At 71.8% G+C, this 21,872-nt stretch carries 24 protein-coding genes; 15 read left to right on the top strand and 9 right to left on the bottom strand.

Going from position 1 to position 21,872, the window contains the following annotated elements:
- The first annotated feature begins 115 nt into the window (after positions 1 to 115).
- Positions 116 to 889: a dienelactone hydrolase family protein gene (locus tag ACS04_RS31405; protein ID WP_048480230.1), complete on the top strand. Its 774-nt coding sequence runs from the start codon at positions 116 to 118 to the stop codon at positions 887 to 889.
- Positions 890 to 1,015: 126 nt separating this feature from the next.
- On the opposite strand, the gene ACS04_RS31400 is transcribed toward ACS04_RS31405, so the two are convergent.
- From ACS04_RS31400 to ACS04_RS35900, 3 genes are all read right to left on the bottom strand, one after another.
- A complete protein-coding gene (locus ACS04_RS31400) occupies positions 1,016 to 1,210 on the bottom strand; it encodes an antitoxin (RefSeq protein WP_048480229.1) in 195 nt (64 codons plus the stop codon).
- 289 nt (positions 1,211 to 1,499) lie between these two features.
- Positions 1,500 to 1,736 (bottom strand): hypothetical protein, encoded by a 237-nt coding sequence (locus ACS04_RS31395; RefSeq protein WP_048480228.1) that lies wholly within the window; start codon positions 1,734 to 1,736, stop codon positions 1,500 to 1,502.
- Positions 1,737 to 1,923: 187 nt separating this feature from the next.
- The gene (locus ACS04_RS35900) at positions 1,924 to 2,418 is read right to left on the bottom strand and encodes a WhiB family transcriptional regulator (protein ID WP_063839333.1); all 495 of its coding nucleotides are present in this window, start codon (positions 2,416 to 2,418) and stop codon (positions 1,924 to 1,926) included.
- 284 nt (positions 2,419 to 2,702) lie between these two features.
- Between ACS04_RS35900 and ACS04_RS31385 the strand changes: the two genes are divergently transcribed.
- Both ACS04_RS31385 and ACS04_RS35590 read left to right on the top strand, forming a co-directional pair.
- Complete coding sequence (locus tag ACS04_RS31385) at positions 2,703 to 3,500, top strand: maleylpyruvate isomerase family mycothiol-dependent enzyme (RefSeq protein ID WP_048480227.1); 798 nt, start codon at positions 2,703 to 2,705, stop codon at positions 3,498 to 3,500.
- Between the two features lie 70 nt (positions 3,501 to 3,570).
- The gene (locus tag ACS04_RS35590) at positions 3,571 to 4,116 is read left to right on the top strand and encodes a hypothetical protein (RefSeq protein WP_053081061.1); all 546 of its coding nucleotides are present in this window, start codon (positions 3,571 to 3,573) and stop codon (positions 4,114 to 4,116) included.
- A 94-nt stretch (positions 4,117 to 4,210) separates the two neighbouring features.
- On the opposite strand, the gene ACS04_RS31375 is transcribed toward ACS04_RS35590, so the two are convergent.
- The 3 genes from ACS04_RS31375 to ACS04_RS31365 form a co-directional block, all read right to left on the bottom strand.
- Positions 4,211 to 4,726 (bottom strand): GNAT family N-acetyltransferase, encoded by a 516-nt coding sequence (locus ACS04_RS31375; protein WP_048480226.1) that lies wholly within the window; start codon positions 4,724 to 4,726, stop codon positions 4,211 to 4,213.
- A gap of 251 nt (positions 4,727 to 4,977) precedes the next feature.
- Complete coding sequence (locus tag ACS04_RS31370) at positions 4,978 to 5,577, bottom strand: NAD(P)H-dependent oxidoreductase (RefSeq protein WP_048480225.1); 600 nt, start codon at positions 5,575 to 5,577, stop codon at positions 4,978 to 4,980.
- Positions 5,578 to 5,700: 123 nt separating this feature from the next.
- Entirely contained in the window at positions 5,701 to 6,891 is a 1,191-nt protein-coding gene (locus tag ACS04_RS31365; RefSeq protein ID WP_048480224.1) for an FAD-dependent oxidoreductase, read from the bottom strand.
- A gap of 221 nt (positions 6,892 to 7,112) precedes the next feature.
- On the opposite strand from ACS04_RS31365, the gene ACS04_RS31360 reads away from it, so the two are divergent.
- From ACS04_RS31360 to ACS04_RS31340, 5 genes are all read left to right on the top strand, one after another.
- Entirely contained in the window at positions 7,113 to 7,520 is a 408-nt protein-coding gene (locus tag ACS04_RS31360; protein ID WP_048480223.1) for a hypothetical protein, read from the top strand.
- Positions 7,521 to 7,660: 140 nt separating this feature from the next.
- The gene (locus ACS04_RS31355; protein WP_048480222.1) at positions 7,661 to 8,920 is read left to right on the top strand and encodes a serine hydrolase domain-containing protein; all 1,260 of its coding nucleotides are present in this window, start codon (positions 7,661 to 7,663) and stop codon (positions 8,918 to 8,920) included.
- A 131-nt stretch (positions 8,921 to 9,051) separates the two neighbouring features.
- The gene (locus ACS04_RS31350; protein WP_107438755.1) at positions 9,052 to 10,107 is read left to right on the top strand and encodes a surface layer protein; all 1,056 of its coding nucleotides are present in this window, start codon (positions 9,052 to 9,054) and stop codon (positions 10,105 to 10,107) included.
- Positions 10,108 to 10,130: 23 nt separating this feature from the next.
- Positions 10,131 to 11,012, top strand: coding sequence for an NAD(P)H-binding protein (locus tag ACS04_RS31345; RefSeq protein ID WP_048480221.1), 882 nt, complete (start codon positions 10,131 to 10,133; stop codon positions 11,010 to 11,012).
- Between the two features lie 108 nt (positions 11,013 to 11,120).
- On the top strand, positions 11,121 to 11,840 hold the full coding sequence (locus ACS04_RS31340) for a sigma-70 family RNA polymerase sigma factor (protein WP_048480277.1): 720 nt from the start codon (positions 11,121 to 11,123) through the stop codon (positions 11,838 to 11,840).
- A 165-nt stretch (positions 11,841 to 12,005) separates the two neighbouring features.
- Here the strand turns inward: ACS04_RS31340 and ACS04_RS31335 are convergent, their stop codons facing one another.
- Positions 12,006 to 12,512: a carboxymuconolactone decarboxylase family protein gene (locus tag ACS04_RS31335; protein ID WP_048480220.1), complete on the bottom strand. Its 507-nt coding sequence runs from the start codon at positions 12,510 to 12,512 to the stop codon at positions 12,006 to 12,008.
- 267 nt (positions 12,513 to 12,779) lie between these two features.
- Between ACS04_RS31335 and helR the strand changes: the two genes are divergently transcribed.
- Entirely contained in the window at positions 12,780 to 14,957 is a 2,178-nt protein-coding gene (helR, locus tag ACS04_RS31330; RefSeq protein ID WP_107438761.1) for an RNA polymerase recycling motor ATPase HelR, read from the top strand.
- 14 nt (positions 14,958 to 14,971) lie between these two features.
- Here helR and ACS04_RS31325 read toward each other — a convergent pair whose 3' ends face one another.
- Positions 14,972 to 15,769: an ATP-grasp domain-containing protein gene (locus ACS04_RS31325; protein WP_048480218.1), complete on the bottom strand. Its 798-nt coding sequence runs from the start codon at positions 15,767 to 15,769 to the stop codon at positions 14,972 to 14,974.
- Between the two features lie 196 nt (positions 15,770 to 15,965).
- On the opposite strand from ACS04_RS31325, the gene ACS04_RS31320 reads away from it, so the two are divergent.
- From ACS04_RS31320 to ACS04_RS31310, 3 genes are all read left to right on the top strand, one after another.
- Positions 15,966 to 16,361 carry a hypothetical protein gene (locus ACS04_RS31320; RefSeq protein ID WP_245236641.1) on the top strand — a complete coding sequence of 132 codons (396 nt, stop codon included), beginning with the start codon at positions 15,966 to 15,968 and terminating at the stop codon, positions 16,359 to 16,361.
- A 49-nt stretch (positions 16,362 to 16,410) separates the two neighbouring features.
- Positions 16,411 to 16,764, top strand: a complete 354-nt coding sequence (locus tag ACS04_RS31315) for a VOC family protein (protein WP_048480217.1) — start codon at positions 16,411 to 16,413, stop codon at positions 16,762 to 16,764.
- A gap of 384 nt (positions 16,765 to 17,148) precedes the next feature.
- Complete coding sequence (locus tag ACS04_RS31310) at positions 17,149 to 17,649, top strand: lamin tail domain-containing protein (protein WP_048480216.1); 501 nt, start codon at positions 17,149 to 17,151, stop codon at positions 17,647 to 17,649.
- A 154-nt stretch (positions 17,650 to 17,803) separates the two neighbouring features.
- On the opposite strand, the gene ACS04_RS31305 is transcribed toward ACS04_RS31310, so the two are convergent.
- Complete coding sequence (locus ACS04_RS31305; protein WP_048480215.1) at positions 17,804 to 18,910, bottom strand: sugar ABC transporter substrate-binding protein; 1,107 nt, start codon at positions 18,908 to 18,910, stop codon at positions 17,804 to 17,806.
- A 412-nt stretch (positions 18,911 to 19,322) separates the two neighbouring features.
- Here ACS04_RS31305 and ACS04_RS31300 point away from each other — a divergent pair, with 412 nt between their 5' ends.
- The 3 genes from ACS04_RS31300 to ACS04_RS31290 are packed head-to-tail and all read left to right on the top strand — an operon-like array spanning position 19,323 to position 21,871.
- Positions 19,323 to 20,189: a class II aldolase/adducin family protein gene (locus ACS04_RS31300; RefSeq protein WP_078865547.1), complete on the top strand. Its 867-nt coding sequence runs from the start codon at positions 19,323 to 19,325 to the stop codon at positions 20,187 to 20,189.
- 12 nt (positions 20,190 to 20,201) lie between these two features.
- Entirely contained in the window at positions 20,202 to 20,939 is a 738-nt protein-coding gene (locus tag ACS04_RS31295; RefSeq protein ID WP_053081060.1) for a TetR/AcrR family transcriptional regulator, read from the top strand.
- Positions 20,936 to 21,871, top strand: coding sequence for an alpha/beta fold hydrolase (locus tag ACS04_RS31290; protein WP_078865546.1), 936 nt, complete (start codon positions 20,936 to 20,938; stop codon positions 21,869 to 21,871). Before ACS04_RS31295 ends, ACS04_RS31290 begins: the two co-directional genes overlap by 4 nt.
- The last annotated feature ends 1 nt before the right edge of the window (position 21,872 follow it).

Raw genomic sequence — 21,872 nt, 5'->3', positions numbered from 1 at the left:
GTGCCTGCGCTCGCGCCCACCTGCGTGCCCCTCCCGCTCCCGCGGCGGCGGGGAGCTGGCTCCGACGCCGCGCCCGGTGATCTACTGGCACCCATCCCAGGGAGGAAGATCCAGTATGCCCACCACGACGTTACAGATTGCCACCGCGGACGGCCAGGCCGACTCCTTCGCCGCCTTCCCCGACGACGGCGAGCAGCACCCGGGGGTGCTGCTGTACATGGACGCCATCGGCCTGCGGCCCGAACTTGAGCAAAAAGCCGTGGAGTTGGCCGGGCACGGGTACTACGTGCTCGTACCCAACCTCTACTACCGACACGGGCCGGCACCGGTGACCGAAGTTCCCGGGCACATCACGACCGAGTTGCGGCCCGCGGTCTTCGCCGAGTTGATGCCCCTGATCCGCGCGCACACGACCGAACGCGCCCTGAGCGACGCCGACGCGTACCTCAGGTTCCTCACCACCCGGCCCGAGGTCAGCGCCGGACCGGTCGGCGTGGTCGGGTACTGCATGGGCGCCGTCCTGGCGGTGCGCACGGCGTCCGCCCATCCCGCACAGGTCGCCGCAGCGGCCGGATTCCACCCCGGCCCCCTGGTCACCGAGGCGCCCGACAGCCCGCACCGCCTCCTCGCCGGGCTCGGCGCCGAGGTCCATCTCGGCCTGGCCGAGAACGACTTGTCGCCCGAGGGCATCGGCGAGCTGGGCCGGGCCCTGGACGCGGCGGGTGTCGTCCACGCCGTCGAGATCTACCCCGGCACCGTCCACGGCTTCACCATGTCCGACACAGACGCCTTCGACCCGGCCGCGGCGCAGCGCCACTGGGACCGCCTGCTCCCCCTCTTCGACCGCGCCCTGGCCGGCGGGCGCGGCCGCGTGGACCGGTCCTCCTGATTCCGCGGCGCCGGTCCGCTCCGCGTCGAGCTCGACGCAGGCACGCAGACGGCCCGGCGCTCCGGGCAGGGAGGGCCGGGCCTACGGCTCGGGCGGCTTGCGGCCGCGCCATGGTGCCTACAAGGGTCAGGGCTGCGGCGGGGTGTCCTGGGGCTTGTCGGTTCCCAGCTGCTCGTTGATCTTCTGCTGGGCCGTGTCGACCTGGCTCTGGTACTTGTTGCCGGTCCGCGCGTCGAACGCGTCACCGGCCTTGTCGACCCCTTGCCGGGCCACGTCCTCGTGACCCTTGAGCATGCCCTTGAGCTTGTCGAGCATCGACATTACGGCCTCCTTGAAAATGCTGGCGCCTCAAGCATCCCGACATCAGCCGCGATCCGCATCCCGAGCCCACCCCGAGGCGCGACGAACACCGGGCCGCAGGGCCCGTGCCCGAGGGCCCTGGGCGCAGCGCAGGATCGTCACGGCAGCGGGACGGCCGGTCCCGAATCCGTGGGTGGCCGGACGGACGGCCACCTGGGTCAGTCGCGCCCTTCGCTCCACCGCCCCTGCGCCCGTCCCGCGCCGGGACGCCGGGGGGGCAGGGGGACTTTGTGGACACCACCAGCCGGGCCTAATGCAGGGTCCAGGTGAACTTGCCGCCGCCGACCCAGCGCACCACGTCCAGGTCGTCGAGGTCGTGGATCGGGACTCCCGCCTCCGCGGCGATCAGCAGCACGTCCGTCATCGACATCGCCCTGCCGACGAACTCCCCGTCGACCTCCACGATGCGAAAGGGCGGATTGCCGGGTTGGATGCCCAGTACGGTGATCCGTGCCGGGGACAGGTGAGGTGCCGATCCTTCAGTCATGCGGAAACGGTTCCACGCCGGGGCCCGTGTCGGGTGCGGCGACACGGTCCGAGGGGCCGTTCGGTTCCCGGCCGGCCCCGGTGAGGTGGTGCTGCCCGGCCCGGTGGCCCTGCCCGGTGGCCCGGGCCGCCGCCTCCGACGGAGCGCGTCCGCGGAGAGCGGTGACGACCGTCCGGGACCGACCCGGTCAGCTCCAGCCCTTGGGGTGGTGCCGCTCCACGAGGGCGAGGAACGCCTCGGCCCTGGCCGCCATGGCCCGGGCCTGTTCCACTTGACCGGCCGTCATCGCCAGAGCGCAGCCGATGCGTTCGGCGTTCCATCCCATACGGAACAGGCTGTGCACCACGGCGGGCCGCTGGGCTTGGAGCAGCTGCGGCTCCTCCCCCGACACCACGGCCCGGGCCAGCTCCGCCCCCTGCCGCATGCGCGCAAGCTGCAGCCTCATCCGGCGCCGCTCGAGCGGGGTGGTGCCGCCCCAGATGCCGTCGCCCTCGTCCGAGCGGACGGCCATCGCCAGGCACTCCGCGCGGACCGGGCAGCCGGCGCACAGCTCCTTGGCGGCCGTGATCTGCGCTTGGCTCAACGGCACGCCGTACGCCGGGAAGAACAGGGCCGGATCGGCGTTCCGGCAGGCTGGTGCGGAAATACCGGGCAAGGCCGCCGGGGCATCGGCCTCGATCACGCTCCGACCGCGTTGGACAACCGGACGTATCACAGTGATTCCCCTCTCGGTACGACGGCGCCAGGGAGGCTCTCTACACAGGAAACGTCCGGTGTCGGGAGAGGGTTCAGAACTCACGCGCCCAATGGGTCACGCGTGGCCCTTGTCGACGGAAGTCGCGGTCGGCCGGAAGTTGACATCCCCCCGGCTCGCGAATTACCTTCACCATTACTTAAGCATGTCAATCATCCATATCATCAAGCATCCACTCCACCGGGCAGCAGCACCGGATGAAGGGCTCACCCATGAACCCCGCCCAGCACACTGCGGCCGTAGCCGCCGAGGCGGCCGGATTCGTCGCCACCGTCAAGGCGGCGGACCTCTCCGCCCCCGTGCCGACCTGCCCCGGCTGGACCCTCGCGGACCTCACCCGGCACGTCGGCAGCGTCCACCGCTGGTTCACCGAGCTGCTGCGCCAACGGATCCAGCAGCCGCCGACCAGCCGTGACGTGGACCTGCGCCTGCCGCAGGAGCGCGACGGCCTCCCCGACTGGCTGGCCGCGAGCGCCGCGGAGGCCGCCGAGGTGATCGCCGCCACCGATACGGACGCACCGATGTGGGCCTGGGGAGTCGACCAGCACGCCCGGTTCTGGGTCCGGCGCATGCTCTTCGAGACCCTCGTCCACCGGGCCGACGCGGAACTCGCCCTCGGGATCACCCCGCACATCGACCGCCCGCTGGCGGTCGACGGCATCGACGAGTTCCTGACCAACCTGCCGTTCGCGTCCCCCTTCGCGCCGCTCACCGCCCAGCTGCGCGCCCCCGACCGGACCATCCGCTTCAGCTGCACGGACGGCGACGGCGACTGGCTGGTCGGCCTGCGCCCGGACGGCTTCGCGCTGATCGCCCAAGACGCCCAAGACGCCCACGATGCGGGCGACACGGGCGGTGCCGGACGCCGCGCGGCGGACGCCACCGTACGGGGAACGGCCGAGGACCTGCTCCTGCTCCTCTACGGCCGCCTGGACCACCGGGGCGACTCCTTCGACCTGCGCGGCGACCAGGACCTGCTCACCCTCTGGTTCACCCACTCGGCCTTCTAGCCGGGGCGGTTACATTGGTCGCGGCCGGTCGCCGGCCGCGGCGCAGGACCGTCCCGAATCACCTGGAGGCATGGTGGGCACAGCCCTGATCGCGCTGGCCGCCGCCAGTGTCGGCGTGATCGGCACGCTGCTCGCGCCCGTCCTGTCCCAGCGCCTGACGGCCCGTACGCAGGCGGAGCAGTTCGAGCGCCAGCAGCGGACGGACCACGCCCAGCGGGTCCACCAGCAGCAGCTCGCCGACGAGGACCGGCGGCGCGACTGCTACGTCGCGGCCAACGCCGCGTACCGCCGCTACCGGATCGAGCTGATGAACTACCTGTGGCTGGTAGAGAAGGGGGAGGTCGCCCCGGAAGGGCGGCAGGCGGTGGAAGCCGCCCGGCACGCGCACCACGCGGCCTTCGCCGAGGCGCAGATGATCGCCTCGACCGCGGTGATGGACGAACTGGACGCCATGACCACGGCACTGTCCGAGGTGTACGGCCGGACGAAGCGGCTGGAGGAGGGCCGCCCGGTGCCGGGCGGCTCGTTCCAGGAGATACACGACGAGCTGCAGGAGCTGTGGAACCGCGGGCAGGCGCTCCGCGGCGTGATGCGCACCGACCTGGGCGTCGACTGATCTGCGCGGTCACCCTCTGGGGGGCGTGCCCGTGGCCGTGCCCGTACCCCGGACCCGGGTGGGCGCGATGGCCTCACCCGGGTGGGGCGGGTGGTCAGATCCCGAACGGGGCCGCGTAGCGGACGGTGCCGCTCGGCAGCGGATGGGCCTCGTCGAGCGCGAGGGCCATCATCGCCTCGTCCGGGACCTCGATGCTCAGGCCGATGCCGTGGGTCGAAGCCCGGGTGAAGCCGAACCGCGGGTAGTACGCCGGGTGTCCGAGGACGGTGACGTAGCGCTCGCCCTTCTCCTCGGCGGCCCGCAGAGCCGCGCGGATGGCGGCGGATCCGGCGCCGGTCTGCTGGTACTCGGGCAGTACGGCGACGGGGGCCAGGCACAGGGCCTCGGTGTCGCCGATGTGGCAGCGGGTGAGCAGCGCGTGGCCGATGGGTCGGCCGTCCCCGTCGGCGGAGACGATCGACAGCCCGTCGATCCAGGCGGAGTCGGCGCGCAGGGCGTCGACGAGGTCGGCTTCGAGCGGGGTCTCGAACGCGGCGAGGTGGATGGAGCGGACGACCGGGATGTCCGCTCGGGTCTCGGCGCGGGTGATCCAGTTGCCGTGGGTACGCATGAGGGATGGAGATCCGTTTCATGGTGGGCGCGTGCGGTGACGGCCTCGCGAGCTCACGCTCTCAACGGGGCGGGGTGGAACGGGTCAGACCGTCGCCCGGGACGTGAGGGCGGTCCGGGCGCTGCGCTGTGCAGTGGCCTTGTGCGCGGTCATCAACCCCACCTCCCTTTCATCCCTCATCTGTAGGTACACGAATCCCCCGAATCTACCACAGGACACGCCCTGTCCCTTCGGAAAGCAGGCGCCGGCCTTCAGCGACCCGCGAGCAGCGCGCGTGCCCCGCGGCGGGCCTCGGCCAGCCAGGCGGCGCGCTGGTCCGCCGTGGAGTCGGTGACGGTACGGAACACCGTGCGGCGTACGTCGGTCACCCCCACGTACGGCAGGACACAGGCGGCCCATACGCGCTCCAGCGGATCGCCGAACTCGGCCGCCTCGCGCTCCGCCGGGGTGTCGGAGGTGTTCAGCACCAGCGCCCGGCCGGCCCGCAACAGGCCGGCCGGCTCGCCGTCCGCCTGCCCCAGCTTGTAGGCCACCCCGGGCACCAGCACCCGCTGCACCCATCCGGTCAGCACGGCGGGCGGCAGGCCCCACCAGTTCGGATGGATGAGGACGAGCGCGTCGAGCGTCGCCACCTCGGCGCGGTGGAGCGCCACCAGCGGGTCCGTCGCCGCCCCCGCGGCGTCGACGGTCCCGGTCTCCTCGGCGGTCAGCACCGGGGGGAACCCCTGCGCGGTCAGGTCGTGGGCGGCCACCTCGCACCCCTCGGCCGCCAGGGTCTGCGTCACCGCTTCGAACAGCGCGTGGTTGAAACTCCCCGGACGCGGGTGCGCCAGGTAGACCCCGACCTTCATTTCCGTCAACTCCCCTTGTCCGCAGGGAGATCCCTCGCGGATCACTGCGGCACACGGTACGCGGATCACCGGCGCGGGCCCCCGCCGGGTCCGGGTCGAGCGCGCCGGGTCGAGCGCGCCGGATCAGTGGCGCCGGGTCATGTGGGCGAGGGTCTGGGCGGCGCTGTCGGGTGCGAACGCGCCGGCGATTCCCTCGGCGGCGCCCTCGGCTGCCGCCGCGGAGCGGGGCAGCAGGAGGTCCTCGTACGCGCGGACGGCTTCGTCGATGGCGGTGGGCGCGTCGATGAGGGCGCGGGCGAGGTCGGCGCCGTCGAGCATGGCGAGATTGGCGCCCATCCCGGAGAACGGTGACATGAGGTGGGCGGCGTCGCCGAGGAGGGTGAGGCCGGGGGTGTGCGGCCAGGCGTGGGGGGCGGGCAGGGCGTACAGGGGCCGGTTGGTGTAGCCGGTGTCGGTGTCCGTGATGAAGCGGAGCAGGTCGGGGCTCCAGCCGGTGAACTCCTTGAGCAGTGCATCGCGTACGGCGACCTCGTCGCTCAGGTCGAGGCCGGCGTCCCGGTGCCAGTTCTCTCCGGTGCGCATGCCGACGTAGACCCGGACGTGCCGGTGGCTGTTGCGCTGGGCGACGAAGCCCCGGTTGTCGTCGAGCGCCATCATGGTGCCGTCTCCGGTGAGCGCGGCCAGTGCGGCGTGACGGGTGTCGGCGTCGTCGAGGCCGGTCTCGACGAACGTGACGCCGGTGTAGACGGGGGTCGCGTCCGAGAGGCGCCGACGGACCGTCGACCAGGCGCCGTCGGCGCCGATGACGAGGTCGGCGTCGATGGTGGCGCCGTCGGCGAAGTGCAGGCGGTGGACACCCACGGTGAGGGGCTCGACGTGCGCGAGCTTGTGGCCCCAGCGCACGGTGCCGGGGTGGAGCGAGTCCAGCAGGAGGTCCCGCAGCCGGCCCCGGTCGATCTCGGGGTTGCCGACGGCGGCCCCTGCCTCGCCGTCCGCCCCGCCGCCGGCCTCGTCGACGCCCTCGGGCGGGGCCATGTCGAACAGGACCCTTCCGTCGCGGCCGACCAGCCGCATCTGCCGGCCCTCCGGACGGGCCGACGCCGTGAACCCGTCGAGCAGTCCGGCCTCCCGCAGGGCCTTCTGGCCGGCACCGGGGTGCATGTCGAGGGTGCCGCCCTGGTCGCGGGCGGAGCGGGAGGCGTCCCGGTCGTAGACCGTGGCGGAGATGCCGTGGCGCTGGAGGATGCGGGCACAGACCAGGCCGCCGGGGCCGGCGCCGATGATCGCGATGCGGGGCTGGGTGGAGGTGCTCATGCCCCCAGAAGAGCACACCGGATATGAAAGTGCAACGACTACACTTTCACAGCGACATCACAAAGGGCGCGCGCAATATGGGACCAGGGGGTGATTGGCCGGCGCGCACTCCTCTGACCAGGGACTTTTCTTGATCGAGTCGCCCGTCCGGAGGACGCGCCGCTAGCATCGGAGCGGTCGAGCCGCGTGGGGGAATCCGTTCCAGACGGGAGTCCGACCTCATGGCCACACCACGCCGTATCGCCCGCTTCCTCGCCTCCGGCGCCCTGTCCGCGGTTCTCCTGACCGCCGGCGGGCTCACGGCATCGACCGCGACCGCGGCCACGCCCGCCGCGGCGACGCCGGCTCCTTCACCGGCCGGGGAGATCACCCTCAAGGCCGCGCCGACCGATGTGAAGGCCGGCGAGAAGGTCACGTTCACCGGCCGCTCCAAGGGCGTGCCGATCGGCACGAAGGTGGTCCTCCAGCACAAGAACGGCTCCAAGTGGACCACCCTGCACGCGAACACCCTCATCAAGCAGGGCTCCAGCTTCTCCTTCGACAACACCTTCAAGACCAAGGGCAAGGAAGAGCTGCGCGTGATGGCCGGCAACTGGACCTCACCGTCCACGACCGTCACCATCCGCTGACGCGAAAGCTGTTCCGGGTTGCGTTCCGGGTGCCCGGCGGGAGCCGCCGACGCCCTCCCGGGATCCGCCGAGGTCCTCCCCGACACCGACGCCGAGGACCTCGGCGGATCCGTAGGACCATGACGGCAGGAGAACGCGCCGTGAAGCCAACCCACATCCGGCTGCGCCGGGCCTGCGTGGCGGCCGCCGCCGCAGGTCTGCTCCTCGGCCCGGCGACCGCCCGTTCCGACGCCCGTGGAACGTCGACCCCCCTGGGGTCGGCGACCGCTCACGGGGCAACGACCACGCGGTCGGCGTCCCCCTCGGCCCCCTCCCCCGACACCGACGCGGAGTTCGCGCAGCTCACACCGGCCGTCGCGGCCCGCCTGGACGCGGCCGTGCGCAAGGTCATGCGCGAGACGCGGGTGCCGGGCGTGACCGTGGGGCTGTGGGCCCCCGGCAAGGGGAGTTACGTGAAGACCTTCGGCGTGGCCGACAAGGCGACGGGCGCGCCGATGGCGACCGACCTCCACGTACGCATCGGCAGTGAGACCAAGACGTTCACGGTGACCGCCCTCCTCCAGCTGGTCGACCAGAAGAAGATCGCTCTGGACGATCCGATCGGCACGTACGTCAAGGGCGTTCCGAACGGGGACCGCATCACCCTGCGCCAACTGGCCGGCATGCGCAGCGGGCTGTTCAACTACAGCCTGGACGAGGGCTTCGTCAAGAAGCTCCAGGCCGCCCCGGAACGGGGCATGACGCCTCAGCAGTTGCTCGACTTCTCCTTCAAACACCCCGTGCAGTTCCCGCCGGGCGCGCGGTTCGACTACTCCAACACGAACCTGATCCTGCTCGGCCTGGTCGTCGAGAAGGTGACCGGCCGCCCGCTCCACGAGGTCATCACGCAGGACGTCCTGGCACCGGCGGGGCTGCGGCACACGGTCTTCCCGACGAGCGCCGCCATGCCGGATCCGTACGCGCACGGCTACACCGACCAGACGGCCTCCGGCAGGATCGAGGACTCCACCCACTGGAACCCCTCCTGGGCCTGGGCCGCCGGGGCGATGATCTCCGACCTCCAGGACCTGCGCAACTGGGCGCACACGCTCGCCACCGGCAGGCTGCTGACGCCGGCGACCCAGGCCGAACGCCTGAAGACGACCCCGATGAACCTTCCCGGTGACGGATACGGGCTGGGCATCTTCGACGTCCAGGGCTGGATCGGCCACAACGGCTCGATCCCCGGGTACGAGGTCCTGCCGGTCTACCTGCCGCAGGCCCGGGCGACCATGGTCATCCTCCTCAACACCGATGACCAGTACGGGAACCAGGAGCCCAGCACGCTCTTCGGCCAGGCGGTCACCTCCATCGTGACCCCCGGTCACGTGTATCCCGGCCATAAGCCGACACTCCGCTGACCTGCGTTTTTGCTGGCTGCGTCAAGGATTGGATGCCGATCCTTGCATTGCTGCGGACCTTGCGGCGGCCGAGAGTGGGGATGCCCGCGAAAACGCGTGGCACCTCCCTCGCCCCGCTCAAGGAGCCCGCTGTGCAACTGTCCCCACGCGCCGGCCGGGACGGCGACGTCCTGGCCGTGATCAGCCAGAGCGGATCGTCGGTCTCGTTCTTCGACGCGGTCACCGACCGCCGCCTCGGCACGCTCGAAGTCCCGGCCGAGCCGCACGAACTGCTCTTCGACCCGATCCGGCGAGTGCTGTGGTGCGCCACCACGTACAGCTCGGGCCACTACGGGGCCAACAGCGGCCGTCGTACCGAGCTGACCGTCATAGCCCCCGACGCCCGCCGCATCGTCGAGGTCGTCGACCTGGCCCCGGAGCACGGACCGCACGGGCTGGCGCTGGACCCGGCCCGCGGCCGCCTGTACGTCACCGTGGAAGCCTCGCGGGACCGGCCCGGCGGGATCGTGGTGATCGACGCGGAGGCCCGTACGCCCCTGGGCAGGATCCCCACGGACGCGCCCGTACCGCACTGGTTCGCCATCGATCCGGCCGGGCGGACGGGCTACGCCACCAACAAGGAGGCGCCGTTCGTCTCGGTCGTCGACCTCGAACGGCGCACCCTCGCCGCGAAGATCGAGGTACCGGGGAGCGAGGGCCTCGCCGTCTCCGCCGACGGCGCCCACGTCTTCGTCGCCGGGCCGTACGCCCGCCCCTTCTCCGCCGTGGCCGAGGACCGGCCGGCCGCCGGCATCCGCGTCATCGACACCCGGACGGCCCGCGTCGTCGACGTGCTGCCCACCGCGGACGTCGCGATGCCCGTGCACCTGACGTCGGCCGGGCTGCTCCTCGCGGGCGAACTGGGCGGGGAGCCCGAGCCGGTGTCGCGGGTCCGGCGCCACGCGCCGGGCCGGCTGCGGGTGTTCGACGCCGAGGCGCGCAAGGAGCTGGGCGAGGTGGAGGTGGGGGTCTGCCCGCTGACCATCACCTCCTCCCCCGACGGCCGGCTCGCGTACGTGGCCTGCGTCGCCTCCTCCACCGTCGACATCGTCGACCTGGACGCGCTGCGGGTCCTGAACCGGCTGGACATACCCAGGCGCGGCGAGCCCGGCGCCCACGGCCTCGCCTACATCCCCCGCCCGTCCTGACACCCACACGCAGAGGAACCCGGATGATCGTCATCACCGCACCCACCAGCACCATCGGCCGTCTCCTCGTCGACGACCTGCTCGACCGCGGCGCACCGCTGCGCCTCGTCGTCCGCGACCCCGGGCGCCTCGCACCGCACGTACGCGAGCGCGCCGAGGTCGTCGCGGGCTCGCACGGCGATGCCGCCGTGATCGACCGCGCGTGTGACGGCGCCGAGGCCGTCTTCTGGCTCGCGCCGGCCGACCCGGCGGCGCGGAGCGCCGAAGCCGCGTTCGTCGACTTCACCCGTCCCGCCTGCGAGGCCTTCGTGCGGCACGGCGTCCGCCGCGTCGTCGGGATCTCCGCGCTGGGCCGCGGGACACCGATGGCCGCGCACGCCGGCCCGGTCACCGCCTCGCTCGCGATGGACGACCTGATCGCCGCGTCCGGCGTGGCCTACCGGGCCGTGGTCTGCCCGTCCTTCATGCACAACCTGCTCCGCCAGACCGGCGCGCTCAGGGAACAGCACGCGTTCTTCATGACGATCGACCCGGACCTGAAGAGCCCGTTCGTCGCGACAGCCGACATCGCCGCCACCGCGGCGCGGCTCCTGCTCGACGACACCTGGCGGGGCCCGGGCGAAGTCGCCTGCCTCGGCCCCGAGGACCTCTCCCCCCGCGAGATGGCGCAGATCGTCTCGGAGGTCCTGGGCACCGGGATCGACTACCGGCGGATTCCGGGCGCGGCGCTGAAGGAACGCATGACCGGGTCCGGTATGAGCGAGGCGATGGCGCAGGGCATGGTCGACATGTTCGACGCCAAGAACAGGGGCCTCGACAACGCCGCCCCGCGCACCCCCGAGTCGACGACGCCGACCACGTTCCGCCAGTGGTGCGAGGAGACCCTCAAGCCGGCCGTGAGCTGAATCACAGCGGCGGCTGTCACGTTCGGGCGGGGCGGGGTGTCTCCACGGGGTGTCGGGGGAGGAGCCCGACGTGATGCCCGGGAGGGCCGTGCGGGGAAGGGGTCGGGTGTGGGTGACGACGATGAATTCGGCGAGCACCGTCCGCTGTTGTTCACCATCGCCTACGGGATGCTGGGCAGCGCGGCCGGCGCCGAGGACGTGGTGCAGGAGAGCCACCTGCGGTGGATCGCGGTCGACCGGGACACGGTCGAGCATCCGCGCGCCTACCTCGTGCGCACCGTGACCCGGCAAGCGCTCAACCACCTGCGGGCGGTCAGGGCGCGGCGCGAGGAGTACGTCGGCACGTGGCTGCCCGAGCCGATCCGCACCGCGCCCGAGCTGAGCGAGGACGTGATCCTCGCCGAGTCGGTGTCGATGGCCGTGCTGCTCGTCCTGGAGACGCTGAACCCCACCGAGCGCGCGGTCTTCGTCCTGCACGACGTGTTCGGCTTCACCCACGCCGAGATCGCCGCCTCGATCGGCAAGAACGAGACGGCGATCCGGCAGATCGCCCACCGCGCGCGACGCCGCGTCCGCGCCCGCCGCCGCCGCTTCGAACCGGACTCCGACTCCACCCGGGAGATCGTCCGGCGCTTCCTGACGGCGTCGGCGTACGGCGAAGTCCACACCTTGATGGACCTGTTGGCGCCGGACGTCGTCCAGGTCTCCGGCGGCGGGAAGGTGGTCGCCGCCCGTCGCCCCATCACGGGCGCCGCGGACGTGGCGCGGTTCGTCGTCGGCGTGCTGCGCACCACGACCGGCGCGACCCGCGTCGAGCACGCCGCGTGAAACGGCATGCCGGCGGCCCGCTTGTTCACCCCCGGTGCTGCGCTGCCGCCTGACCCGGAGGGAAGCGCAGGCTCCGTACGGCGTCGGGGCGATCCGCGACCACCTCTGGCGCCTCGCGTCGGCCGACAGCGCTCTGGCCGGCCACGGATGACTCCCCTGCCGCGCTCAGTTCCACGGGTCGGTGAACGAACGCCCCGGCAGCGGCTTGGCGATGAGCGCGATCGGGACGAAGAAGTTGACCTGCCCTATCGCGATCATCAACGTCGCGAGCGCCTTCGCGTCGTAGTGGCCGGCCACCTCGGCGTACAGCTCGTCGGAGACCCGCTCCCCGCCGGCGGACGGCCGGAGCACCGCTTCCACCAGTGCCAGCGCGGCACGCTCGGCGCCGCTGAAGTACGGGGCGTCCTGCCAGGACGCCACCGCAGTGATGCGCTCCTCGGACTCCCCCGCCTTGCGGAGCATGCCCGTGTGCAGGACGGTCAGGTAGGTGTTGCCGACGATCTGCCCGGCCCGCAGCTGCAACAGGCTGATCGTCGTACGCGGTACGGAGCGGTTGCCGGCGGCCTTGAACAGCGCGGCCGACACTTCCGCCAGTTCGGGGACGAGCTCCATGGGGTCCTGCGCCATCCGCGGTCCCACCGGTACGTCCGCCGTGATCGTACGAGTCTGCATCGCCGTCTCCCTCAGGTCTTCCGCATCGCCGTCATCGGCGTTGCCTTCATCGGGCTGACGGATCCCGGCACGGAAGTGTGACAAGCGCGCGGCAGATTTTTCGGGGCCGCTTCGGGAGAGGGGGGAGGGCGGAAGGGGGAGAACCCACCCCTTGCCACTCTCAACTTATAGCGCACAGGGGGGCTTGCGGCAAGGCCCCGGTCATCCCGCAAAATCGCAGCTCGTAGCCACGAACAGCGGAAAGAGGAGATGCACGGGGTGCCTGTGTTGACAACGAAGACCACCAGCGCGTTCGACCTCCCCGACCACCTCTCCCCCAAGGCCGACCCGGCCCTGATCGCCCGCGACGAGCAGCACTTCGCGGTCCTCGCCCGCAGCCTCGACCAGGCGGTCACCGAACTGTCCGGCCGTCTCGACGAGCTCCGCAAGGCGCCCGGCGGCGTGGGCCGGGAGGCGATGGAGCGCGACAGCGAGATCCACCGGCTCACCTCCCGGCTGCGCGCCCTGCGCCGCTTCGGACTGGACTTGTGCCTGGGGCGCATCGTCGGCGCGGACGACGGCGAGCCCGTGTACATCGGACGGCTCGGCCTCACCGACGGCGCCGGCCACCGGCTGCTGATCGACTGGCGCTCCCCTGCAGCCGAACCGTTCTTCGCCGCGACGCACGCCGACCCGATGGGCCTGGCGAGCCGCCGCCGGTACCGCTGGACCCGCGGGCGGATCGGCGACTACTGGGACGAGGTGTTCACGGCCGACGGGTTCGAAGGGCATGCCGCGCTCGACGACCAGTCCGCCTTCATCGCCAGCCTGGGCGGTACGCGCTCGCCGCGGATGCGCGACGTGCTCGGCACCATCCAGGCCGACCAGGACGCCGTCATCCGAGCGGGATCGCGCGGCGCGCTCGTCGTCGACGGCGGCCCGGGTACGGGCAAGACGGTCGTCGCCCTGCACCGCACCGCCCACCTCCTCTACGGCGACCCGCGCCTGGGCCGCCGGCGGGGCGGCGTGCTGTTCGTCGGTCCTCACCAGCCGTACCTCGACTACGTGGCCGACGTCCTCCCCAGCCTCGGCGAGGAGGGCGTGCAGACCTGCACGGTGCGCGACCTCGTCCCCGAGGGCGCCGGAGCGCCGGTCGAGGCCGACCCCGCCGTGGCCCGCCTGAAGTCGTCCGCGGACATGGTGAGGGCGATCGAGAAGGCCGTCGGGATCTACGAAGAGCCGCCCGCCGAGGGCATGACGGTCTCCACCCCCTGGGCCGACCTGTGGCTGAGCCCCGCCGACTGGACCGAGGCGTTCGAAGAGGCGGCCGGCGTACCGCACAACGAGGCGCGCGAGCAGATCTGGGACGGACTGCTCACGATCCTGATGGACAAGCTCGACGAGGAGGACGGCCACGGCCGCGAGGGGGTGTCGCCCGAGCAGCTGCGCGGGGCGCTGCTGCACGACGAGGAGCTGGTCACGGCCGTCCACCGCGCCTGGCCGCTGCTCGAAGCGGCCGACCTCGTCGCAGACCTCTGGTCGGTACCGGCCTACCTGCGACTGTGCGCTCCGTGGCTCGCCCGCGAGGAGGTCCGGCTGCTGCAGCGTGCGCGGGCCCAGGCCTGGACCGTGTCCGACCTGCCGCTCCTCGACGCGGCGCGGCTGCGGCTCGGCGACCCGGAGGCGGCCCGGCGCAAGCAGCGGCGCGACGCGGCCGTGGCGGCCGAACGCGAGCGCATGGCCGGGGTGATCGACGACATCCTGGCCGCGGCCGATTTCAACTCGGCCGGCGACGACAGCGAGGGCGCGGTGCGGATGCTGCGCGGAAGGGACCTCCAGGACAGCCTGATCGACGAGACGGCCCTGCCGAGCGCGGACCCGGACCGGCTCGCCGGCCCGTTCGCGCACATCGTCGTGGACGAGGCCCAGGAACTGACCGACGCCGAGTGGCAGATGCTGCTGCTGCGCTGCCCGTCCCGGAGCTTCACGATCGTCGGCGACCGGGCGCAGGCCAGGCACGGGTTCACGGAGTCGTGGCGGGAGCGGCTGGAGCGGGTCGGGTTCGACCGGATCGACGTGGCCTCGCTGAGCGTCAACTACCGCACGCCGGAAGAGGTTATGGCACAGGCGGAGCCGGTCATCCGGGCAGCCCTCCCGGACGCCAACGTGCCGACGTCCATCCGCAGCAGCGGCGTCCCCGTCTCGTACGGATCGGTGACGGACCTGGACGCGGTCCTCGACGGCTGGCTCGCGGCGCACGCCGAGGGGACGGCCTGCGTCATCGGCGATCCGTCCTTCGACGCGACGCCGCGCGTCCGCTCCCTGACTCCGGAGCTGTCGAAGGGCCTGGAGTTCGACCTGGTCGTGCTCGTCCGCCCCGAGGCGTTCGGGGAGGGCGTCGAAGGGGCGGTCGACCGCTATGTCGCCATGACCCGGGCCACCCGCCGGCTCGTCGTCCTCGGCTGATCGCCGCCGCGAGGTCACGGCGCGGAGCGCGCCGCCGGCTCCTTCGGCCGGGTGCGGGAGGCGCGTACGAAGGGCAGGTCCCGGCCGGACACGCGGCTCAGCGGACCCGCCGCGCGGAGCACGACGTCGAGGACGCGGTCCGGCTCGGCCGCGTAGCAGTGCGCGAACCACGGCATGTTGGCCTCGACGATCGCCCAGCCGCCGTCGGTGAGCCGGCCGATGTCGACGCACACGGCGCTGGGGAGGCCGGCGGCCGTGGCTTCGAGCACCTCGCGGGCGAACGCCCGGGCCGGCGCGTCGAGCGGTGCGGGATCGGGGCGCCCGTACACGGCGTAGCGGCTGCCGGCGACGGCCTCCCCGTCGAGTACGAACAGCCTGTACTCGGCCGCGAACTCCACCACCCCGCTGACCAGGACGGGGGTGCGGTCGTCCAGGGCAGCCGGCAGCGCGCTCGCGTCCTGGTACACCGCGGCCGGGAGCAGGTCGATCTTGGCCGAGGGCGGTTTCACGAAGGCGGGTTCCCGCCGGTTTCGGGCCTCGGCGAGTGTCATGAGCCGTACGGAGCGCCCGAGGAGGGGATACGGAACCCGCGCGAGCCAGTCGTCGGCGGGTTCGAGGAGCCCGAGGCCGAGCCGGCCGCCGAGGACGTCGGCGGCGAGCGGACCTCCGTACCAGTGGGTCTCGCGGCCCGCGGCCTGCGCGGGGTGCGCGACGGCGTCGTGGCCGCGCCACGCCGCGGCTTGCGCGAGAAGTTCCGCCGTGCTGGTGCGGGGCGGGTTCAGGAGCAGTACGGGCCCGGTGTGATCACTCATGGCGGCGAGCGTACCGAGCGTACAAAAGGGGTGGTTCGGCCCGGCTCGGCACCCGGCCGGACGGGACAGGCGGATACCTCATCCGCGGATCCTCAGCCTCCTCACCGCATGTTCACCGTTGCCCCATACGAGGGTGCAACCGAACGTGACACGGTGAACACGTCATGCAATCGACAGTGCCCCTGGAGGGGATCCCATGGACTTCGTACGCCGGAAGACGATGCGATCGGTGAAGCCCGCGGGGCGGCGGCCGGCCACGGTCGCGGCGGTCTTCGCCGCGGCCTGCGCCATGGCGCTCGTGACCGCGGCGCCTGCGAGCGCCGAGGTCAAGGCCACCTGCGGCCAGTACATCTGCGTGGCGACGGCCCACCAGGGGCGTGACTTCATCCAGGACATCACCGTCACGACGAGGGACGGACTCCCGGGGACGCTGCGGGCCTTCGTCGGGGACTACAACAACCGCAAGACCAACGTGTCGCAGGCCAGGTTCGTCATCAACCGCGAGTTCAGGGCGTACCCGCGGCTGGCCGTCTGCGGAGGGCTGGACCGCGGTGGCAGGGTGATCGAGAACCACTGCGTACTGCTCCCCTGACGGGTGCGGGGGCCGCCCGCCCGGGTGACCGTCCTGCGAAGATGACGGCATGGAACGTGTGACGGGAATCGGCGGGTACTTCATGCGGGCGGCCGATCCGACAGCCCTGGGCGCCTGGTATCGCGACTGTCTGGGCCTGGATGCCGATGAGCACGGGCTCTGGCAGCAGGGGGCCGGGCCGACGGTGTTCGCGGCGTTCGAATCCGGGACCGACTACTTCGGTTCCCCGGACCAGCGGACCATGCTCAATTTCCGGGTCCGCGACCTGGACGCGATGCTCGCGCAATTGCGCGCGAAGGGCGCGGACGTGGCCGAGGAGACGCAGGACATGGACGGGGTCGGCCGCTTCGGCTGGGTCACGGATCCCGAGGGCAACCGCATCGAGCTGTGGGAGCCCGTGTAGCGCTCGCGCGGGCGCCGGGCCGTCAACCCGGCCCCCGCTCCGACGCCCCGCCGAACACCCGTTACAAAGCGGGAACCCATACGGCTCAGAGGGCGAGGAGCGGCGCGACCGGCGCACGCCCGCGCGCGGAACAGGCGGTCTCCAGTCCTCCCACGGGTCGCTCCGCAGGCTTGCGGCGTTCGCGTCAGCACCGCCTTGACGGATGTCCGCTACAAGCGAGAGTCATAGGTATGTCTGCATTGGGTAACACGCCCCGTGTTGGTGGCTTTCATTGGTGGATGGGGGCCAGAGTGTGGCTCCTCGGCAGCACGCCGGGAACTGTTCGGAGCCCCCTCGCGCCGTCACGGCCGGGGAGGGCCGCTGTCTGTTGAAGGGGTCATCTCCATGTCTGCTTCCCTCGCCACCCGCCGGGCCCTCTCCGCGATGCTGGCCGCGGGCGCCCTGGTCGGCGCCGCCGCCCTGCCGGCGGCCGCCGCCGACAACCACGGGCGCGACCACCACGGGCGCGACCACCGGGGCGTGAAGTCCGCGATCGTCATCGGCGACGTCCAGTACGACAGCCCCGGTCGCAACGACCGCTCCGCCCGCGCCCTGAACGGGGAGTGGGTCGAGGTGAAGAACACCGGCCGAAGCAGCGTCAACCTGCGCGGCTTCACCCTCACCGACCGGCAGGGCAACCGCTACCAGTTCAAGGACTTCCGTCTGGACGGCCGCTCCAGCGTCAAGGTCCACACCGGTCAGGGCCGCGACACCCGCCACGACGTCTACCAGGACCGCCACCACCAGATCTGGGACGAGCGCGACAGCGCGACCCTGCGCGACAACCGCGGCAACGTCCTCGACTCGGACTCCTGGGACGGCCGCCGCCACCACCGCAACGGCTGACCCGACAGCCCGCCCCTGACGGGGCGAGCGCGTCGGCTGATCCCGGGGCGGGCCCGCGCAGGGCACCGCCCCGGGCCCGCGTCAGAGCGACGGGGGTGGTCGGGGCGGGGGCGTTCCGGCCGGTCCGGACCGATCCGCTGTTCTGCGCTCGTGCTTACTTCAGGCCTATCTCATCACAGGCGGACTTGTACCGGTCGGTGCAGATCTCGGCGATCGTGTAGACGCCGTCGTAGACCACCGTCGACCTGATGTTGTTCTTCGTCACCGCGATGCCCGGGACGAGGACGGACGGGACGGCCTTGACGGTCGGGCTGTCTACGACCTGGTTGATGAGTCCGTCGATCTTCTCGCCCTGGGCGAGCGAGACGGCCATCTCCGCGGCGGCCGCGGCCTCGGGGGCGTAGCTCTTGTAGACGGTCATGTACTGCTCGCCCGCGACGATCCGCTGCACTCCGGCGAGTTCCGCGTCCTGGCCGGTGACCGGGGGCAGCGAGGAGACGCCGGCGGCCTTGAGGGCACTGATGATGCCGGCCGCCATGCCGTCGTTGGCGGAGTAGACGCCGACGATCTTGCCCTTGCCGAGTGCCGAGAGCGCGGCCGTCATGTTGGCGTTGGCGTTCTCCGGCTTCCAGCCGAGGGTGTCGTACTCCTTGCCGATCGTCACCTTGCCGTCGAGGACGGAGTGCGCCCCGGACTTGAAGCCCTTGGCGTTCGGGTCGGTGACCGAGCCGTTCATCATGACGATCTGGCCGTCCTTGGCCTTGTCGCCGAGCGCCTCCAGCAGGGCCTTGGCCTGGACCTTGCCCACGTCTTCGTTGTCGAAGGAGGTGTAAGCGTCGATCGGGCCTTCGGCGAGACGGTCGTACGCGATGACCGGAATACCGGCGTCCTTGGCTTTCTTGACCGCGCCGGCAATGGCTTTCGCGTCCACCGCGTCAATGATGATCACATTCACCTTGCGGGCGATCATGTCGTCGACCTGGGCGTTCTGGGCTGCCGCATCCTGCTTGGCATTGGCATAGACCACTTGGCCTTTATTACGGGTGAACTTGGCGATCTCCTTCTCGATCAGCGGCTTGTCGAACTTCTCGTAGCGCGCCGTCTGGTCTTCCGGGAGCAGGAGGCCGACCTTGATGGCCTCGTTCTTCGCCGTGCCGCCGGATCCCGCGCCGGCGCCCTCCGTACTGCCGCAGGCGGTCAGCGAGACGGATGCCGCGGCAGCGGCGACCGCCACGACGACGCGGGCGAGATGCGAGTTCACGACGTAAACCTCCCTGAGCAGGCCGTTTCCTTTCGGCCGAGGTAGAGGCAGTCAACTCGGCACCGGCACCCCCGTCAAGAAGTGAACTATTAACGAGATGGCAACGTTGCCATCACGCTCCGCATCGGCGTAATCAGGCGATTAGCCTGCCTTTTCAGCACGATTGGTACGGCCTCGAGACTTCAAGTTATGAAGTGGTGAGAGGCAATGACACGCAGCGGGACCAAGACCTCAACTGTCCTGTTCGGCGCGCTCATCGGACTCCCTCACCGCCGCGTTCAGCGGCGATGAACGGGGCCCCGGTGGGGCCGGTTGGGCACCGGAGGCCGGTGGTCGGGGTCCGGGTCTTGCGTGGGGCGTCCACTGGACGCAAGATATGCGTCCAGTGGACGCACAATCGAGGGAGGCGGGCATGAGCCGTACGGCGGACACCCACGGACATCAGGAGACGGACCCGGACACCGGCCCGGAGGACGGCGGGAGCGTATGGCGCGGCAGCGCCTTCGTCCCCCGTCAGGAGAACCTCGAACTGCCCCTGCCCCCCACGTTCACCGACCCCGACCAGGAGCGCGAGCACCGCAAGCAGCGGCTCGCCGGAGCCTGCCGCGTCTTCGGCCGCCTCGGCTTCTCCGAAGGGGTCGCGGGACACATCACCGTGCGGGACCCGGAGTACACCGACATGTTCTGGGTCAATCCCTTCGGCATGTCCTTCCGGCACGTCCGCGTCAGCGACCTGATCCTCGTCGACCACGAAGGGCAGGTCCGCCACGGCAGGCGGCCCGTCAACCAGGCGGGGTTCGTGATCCACTCCGCGATCCACGCGGCCCGTCCCGACGTGATCGCCGCCTGTCACGCCCACGCCGTCCACGGCAAGGCCTTCTCCAGCCTCGGGCGCCCGCTGGACCCGATCACCCAGGACGCGTGCGCCGTGTACGAACAGCACACCGTGCACCGGGACGGCGCCGGCGCCGTCGTGGTCGAGGAGGAGGCGGGCCGGCAGCTCGCGGCGGGGCTGGGGCCGCACAAGGCCGTCATCCATCAGAACCACGGCATCTTCACGGTCGGCGAGTCGGTCGACGAGGCGGCCTGGTGGTTCATCTCCATGGAGCGCAGCGCCCAGGCGCAGCTGCTGGCCGAGGCGGCTGGCACCCCGCACTTGATCGACCCCGAGTCCGCCCGGTACACCAGGGACCAGACGGGGTTCCCGCTCGCGGGATGGTTCTCCTTCCAGCCCCTGTGGGACGAGATCGTCCGCACGGAACCCGACCTCTTCGAGTAGGCTCCGCCACCCATGACGCTCCAGCACGAGGCCGAGGCCGCCCCCGCGCACGCCGGATCACCCGCCTGGTGGCAGGCCCGGTACGCCGAACGCGAGCGGCGCAGACCGCGCCAGGGCGGTCTGACGCTCGACCGGATCACGGCGGGCGCGCTCGAACTGGCCGACCAGGAAGGCCTGGAGGCGCTGACCATGCGCCGACTCGGCGAGCGCCTCGAAGTGCGCCACACCTCCCTGTACCGGCACGTCGCGAGCCGGGAGGAGCTCCTGATCGAGACCGTCGACCACATGCTGGGCGAGATCCGGCTGCCCGAACTGCGCGGGGACTGGCGGGCCGGGCTGGAGCGGGGGGCGCTGGAGTTCCGCCGGGTCCTCGCGGCGCACCCGGCGGTCGTGCCGCTGCTGACCTCCGGGCAATTGCTCGGCCCCAACGCCCTGCGGGCCCGTGAGCACGCCCTCGGGCAGCTCCTCGCCCACGGGTGGGCTCCGCGGTCGGCCGTCCACGTCTACCTGACGGTCACCCACTTCGTGATCGGCGCCGCCGTGCTCGACTCCGGCGGCGCCGCCCGGACCGCCGGACAGCGCGCGGCGATGGCCGAGTTGTTCGGATCGCTGTCGCCGCTCACCCACCCGTCCGTCCACCGCCACGCGGAGCTGCTCAACTCCCTCGATTCCGAAGCGGAGTTCGCGTTCGGCCTGCGAACCCTGCTGTACGGGCTGGAGCACCTGCACGCCGAGGAGGCCCGCGCATGAGCCGCGAACACGTCAGCAGCGAGAAGGCCGGCGGCGACCCTGTCGGCAGCGAAAACGCCGGCGGTGAGCGCGCCCTGCCACCGCTGCGCACCTGGACCGAAGGCGGCAGTACCCCGCTGATCGGGGGGCACCGCGTCTTCGTACGCCAGGACGGGCCGCCGCTCGGCCCGCCCGTCACCCTCGTCCACGGGTTCCCGACCTCCTCGCACGACTGGGCGGCCGTGGTACCGGTGCTCGCCGCGGCCGGAATGCGGGTCACGACGCTCGACCTGCTCGGTTTCGGCGAGAGCGACAAGCCCCGGCGCCACCGCTATGCGGTGCTCGACCAGGCCTCGCTCGTCGAGGAGGTCTGGAGGCGGTACTCGATCGGCTCCACGGCCCTGGTCACGCACGACTACGGAGTGAGCGTCGGTCAGGAGCTGCTGGCCCGCGACCCGGCCCGGATCACCCGCATGGCCTGGCTGAACGGCGGCCTCTACCCCGATCTCCACCGCCCCGTGCCGATCCAGCGCCTGCTGCACGGCCCCCTCGGCCCGCTCCTGGCACCGTTCACCACGGAGCGCCGTTTCGCGGCGACCCTACGCACCGTGCTGGGCCGGCCTCCCCACGACGGGGACCTGCACGATCTGTGGGTCTCCGCCTCCCGCGCCGACGGCCATCGCCTCGCCCCGCGCCTGCTGCGCTACATCGACGAGCGCCGTGTGCACCGGGACCGGTGGGTCTCGGCGCTGGAGGACTTCGCCGGGCCCACCCTGTTCGTGTGGGGCCCGGCCGACCCGATCAGCGGGGCCCACGTACTGGCCCGGATCCGGGTCCGCATGCCGGACGCGCAGATCGTGGAGCTGTCGGGGCCGCCGGCCGTCGGGCACTACCCCCAGTTGGAGGACCCGGCGGCGGTGGCCGCGGCCCTGGTCGCTTTCCTGGCCTCCTGAA

Origin of the sequence: Streptomyces roseus, from assembly GCF_001044425.1 — a bacterium.
Lineage (GTDB): Bacteria > Actinomycetota > Actinomycetes > Streptomycetales > Streptomycetaceae > Streptomyces > Streptomyces roseus.
Note: the sequence above shows the minus strand (reverse complement) of the source record. Positions and strands in the feature narration are given on the sequence as shown.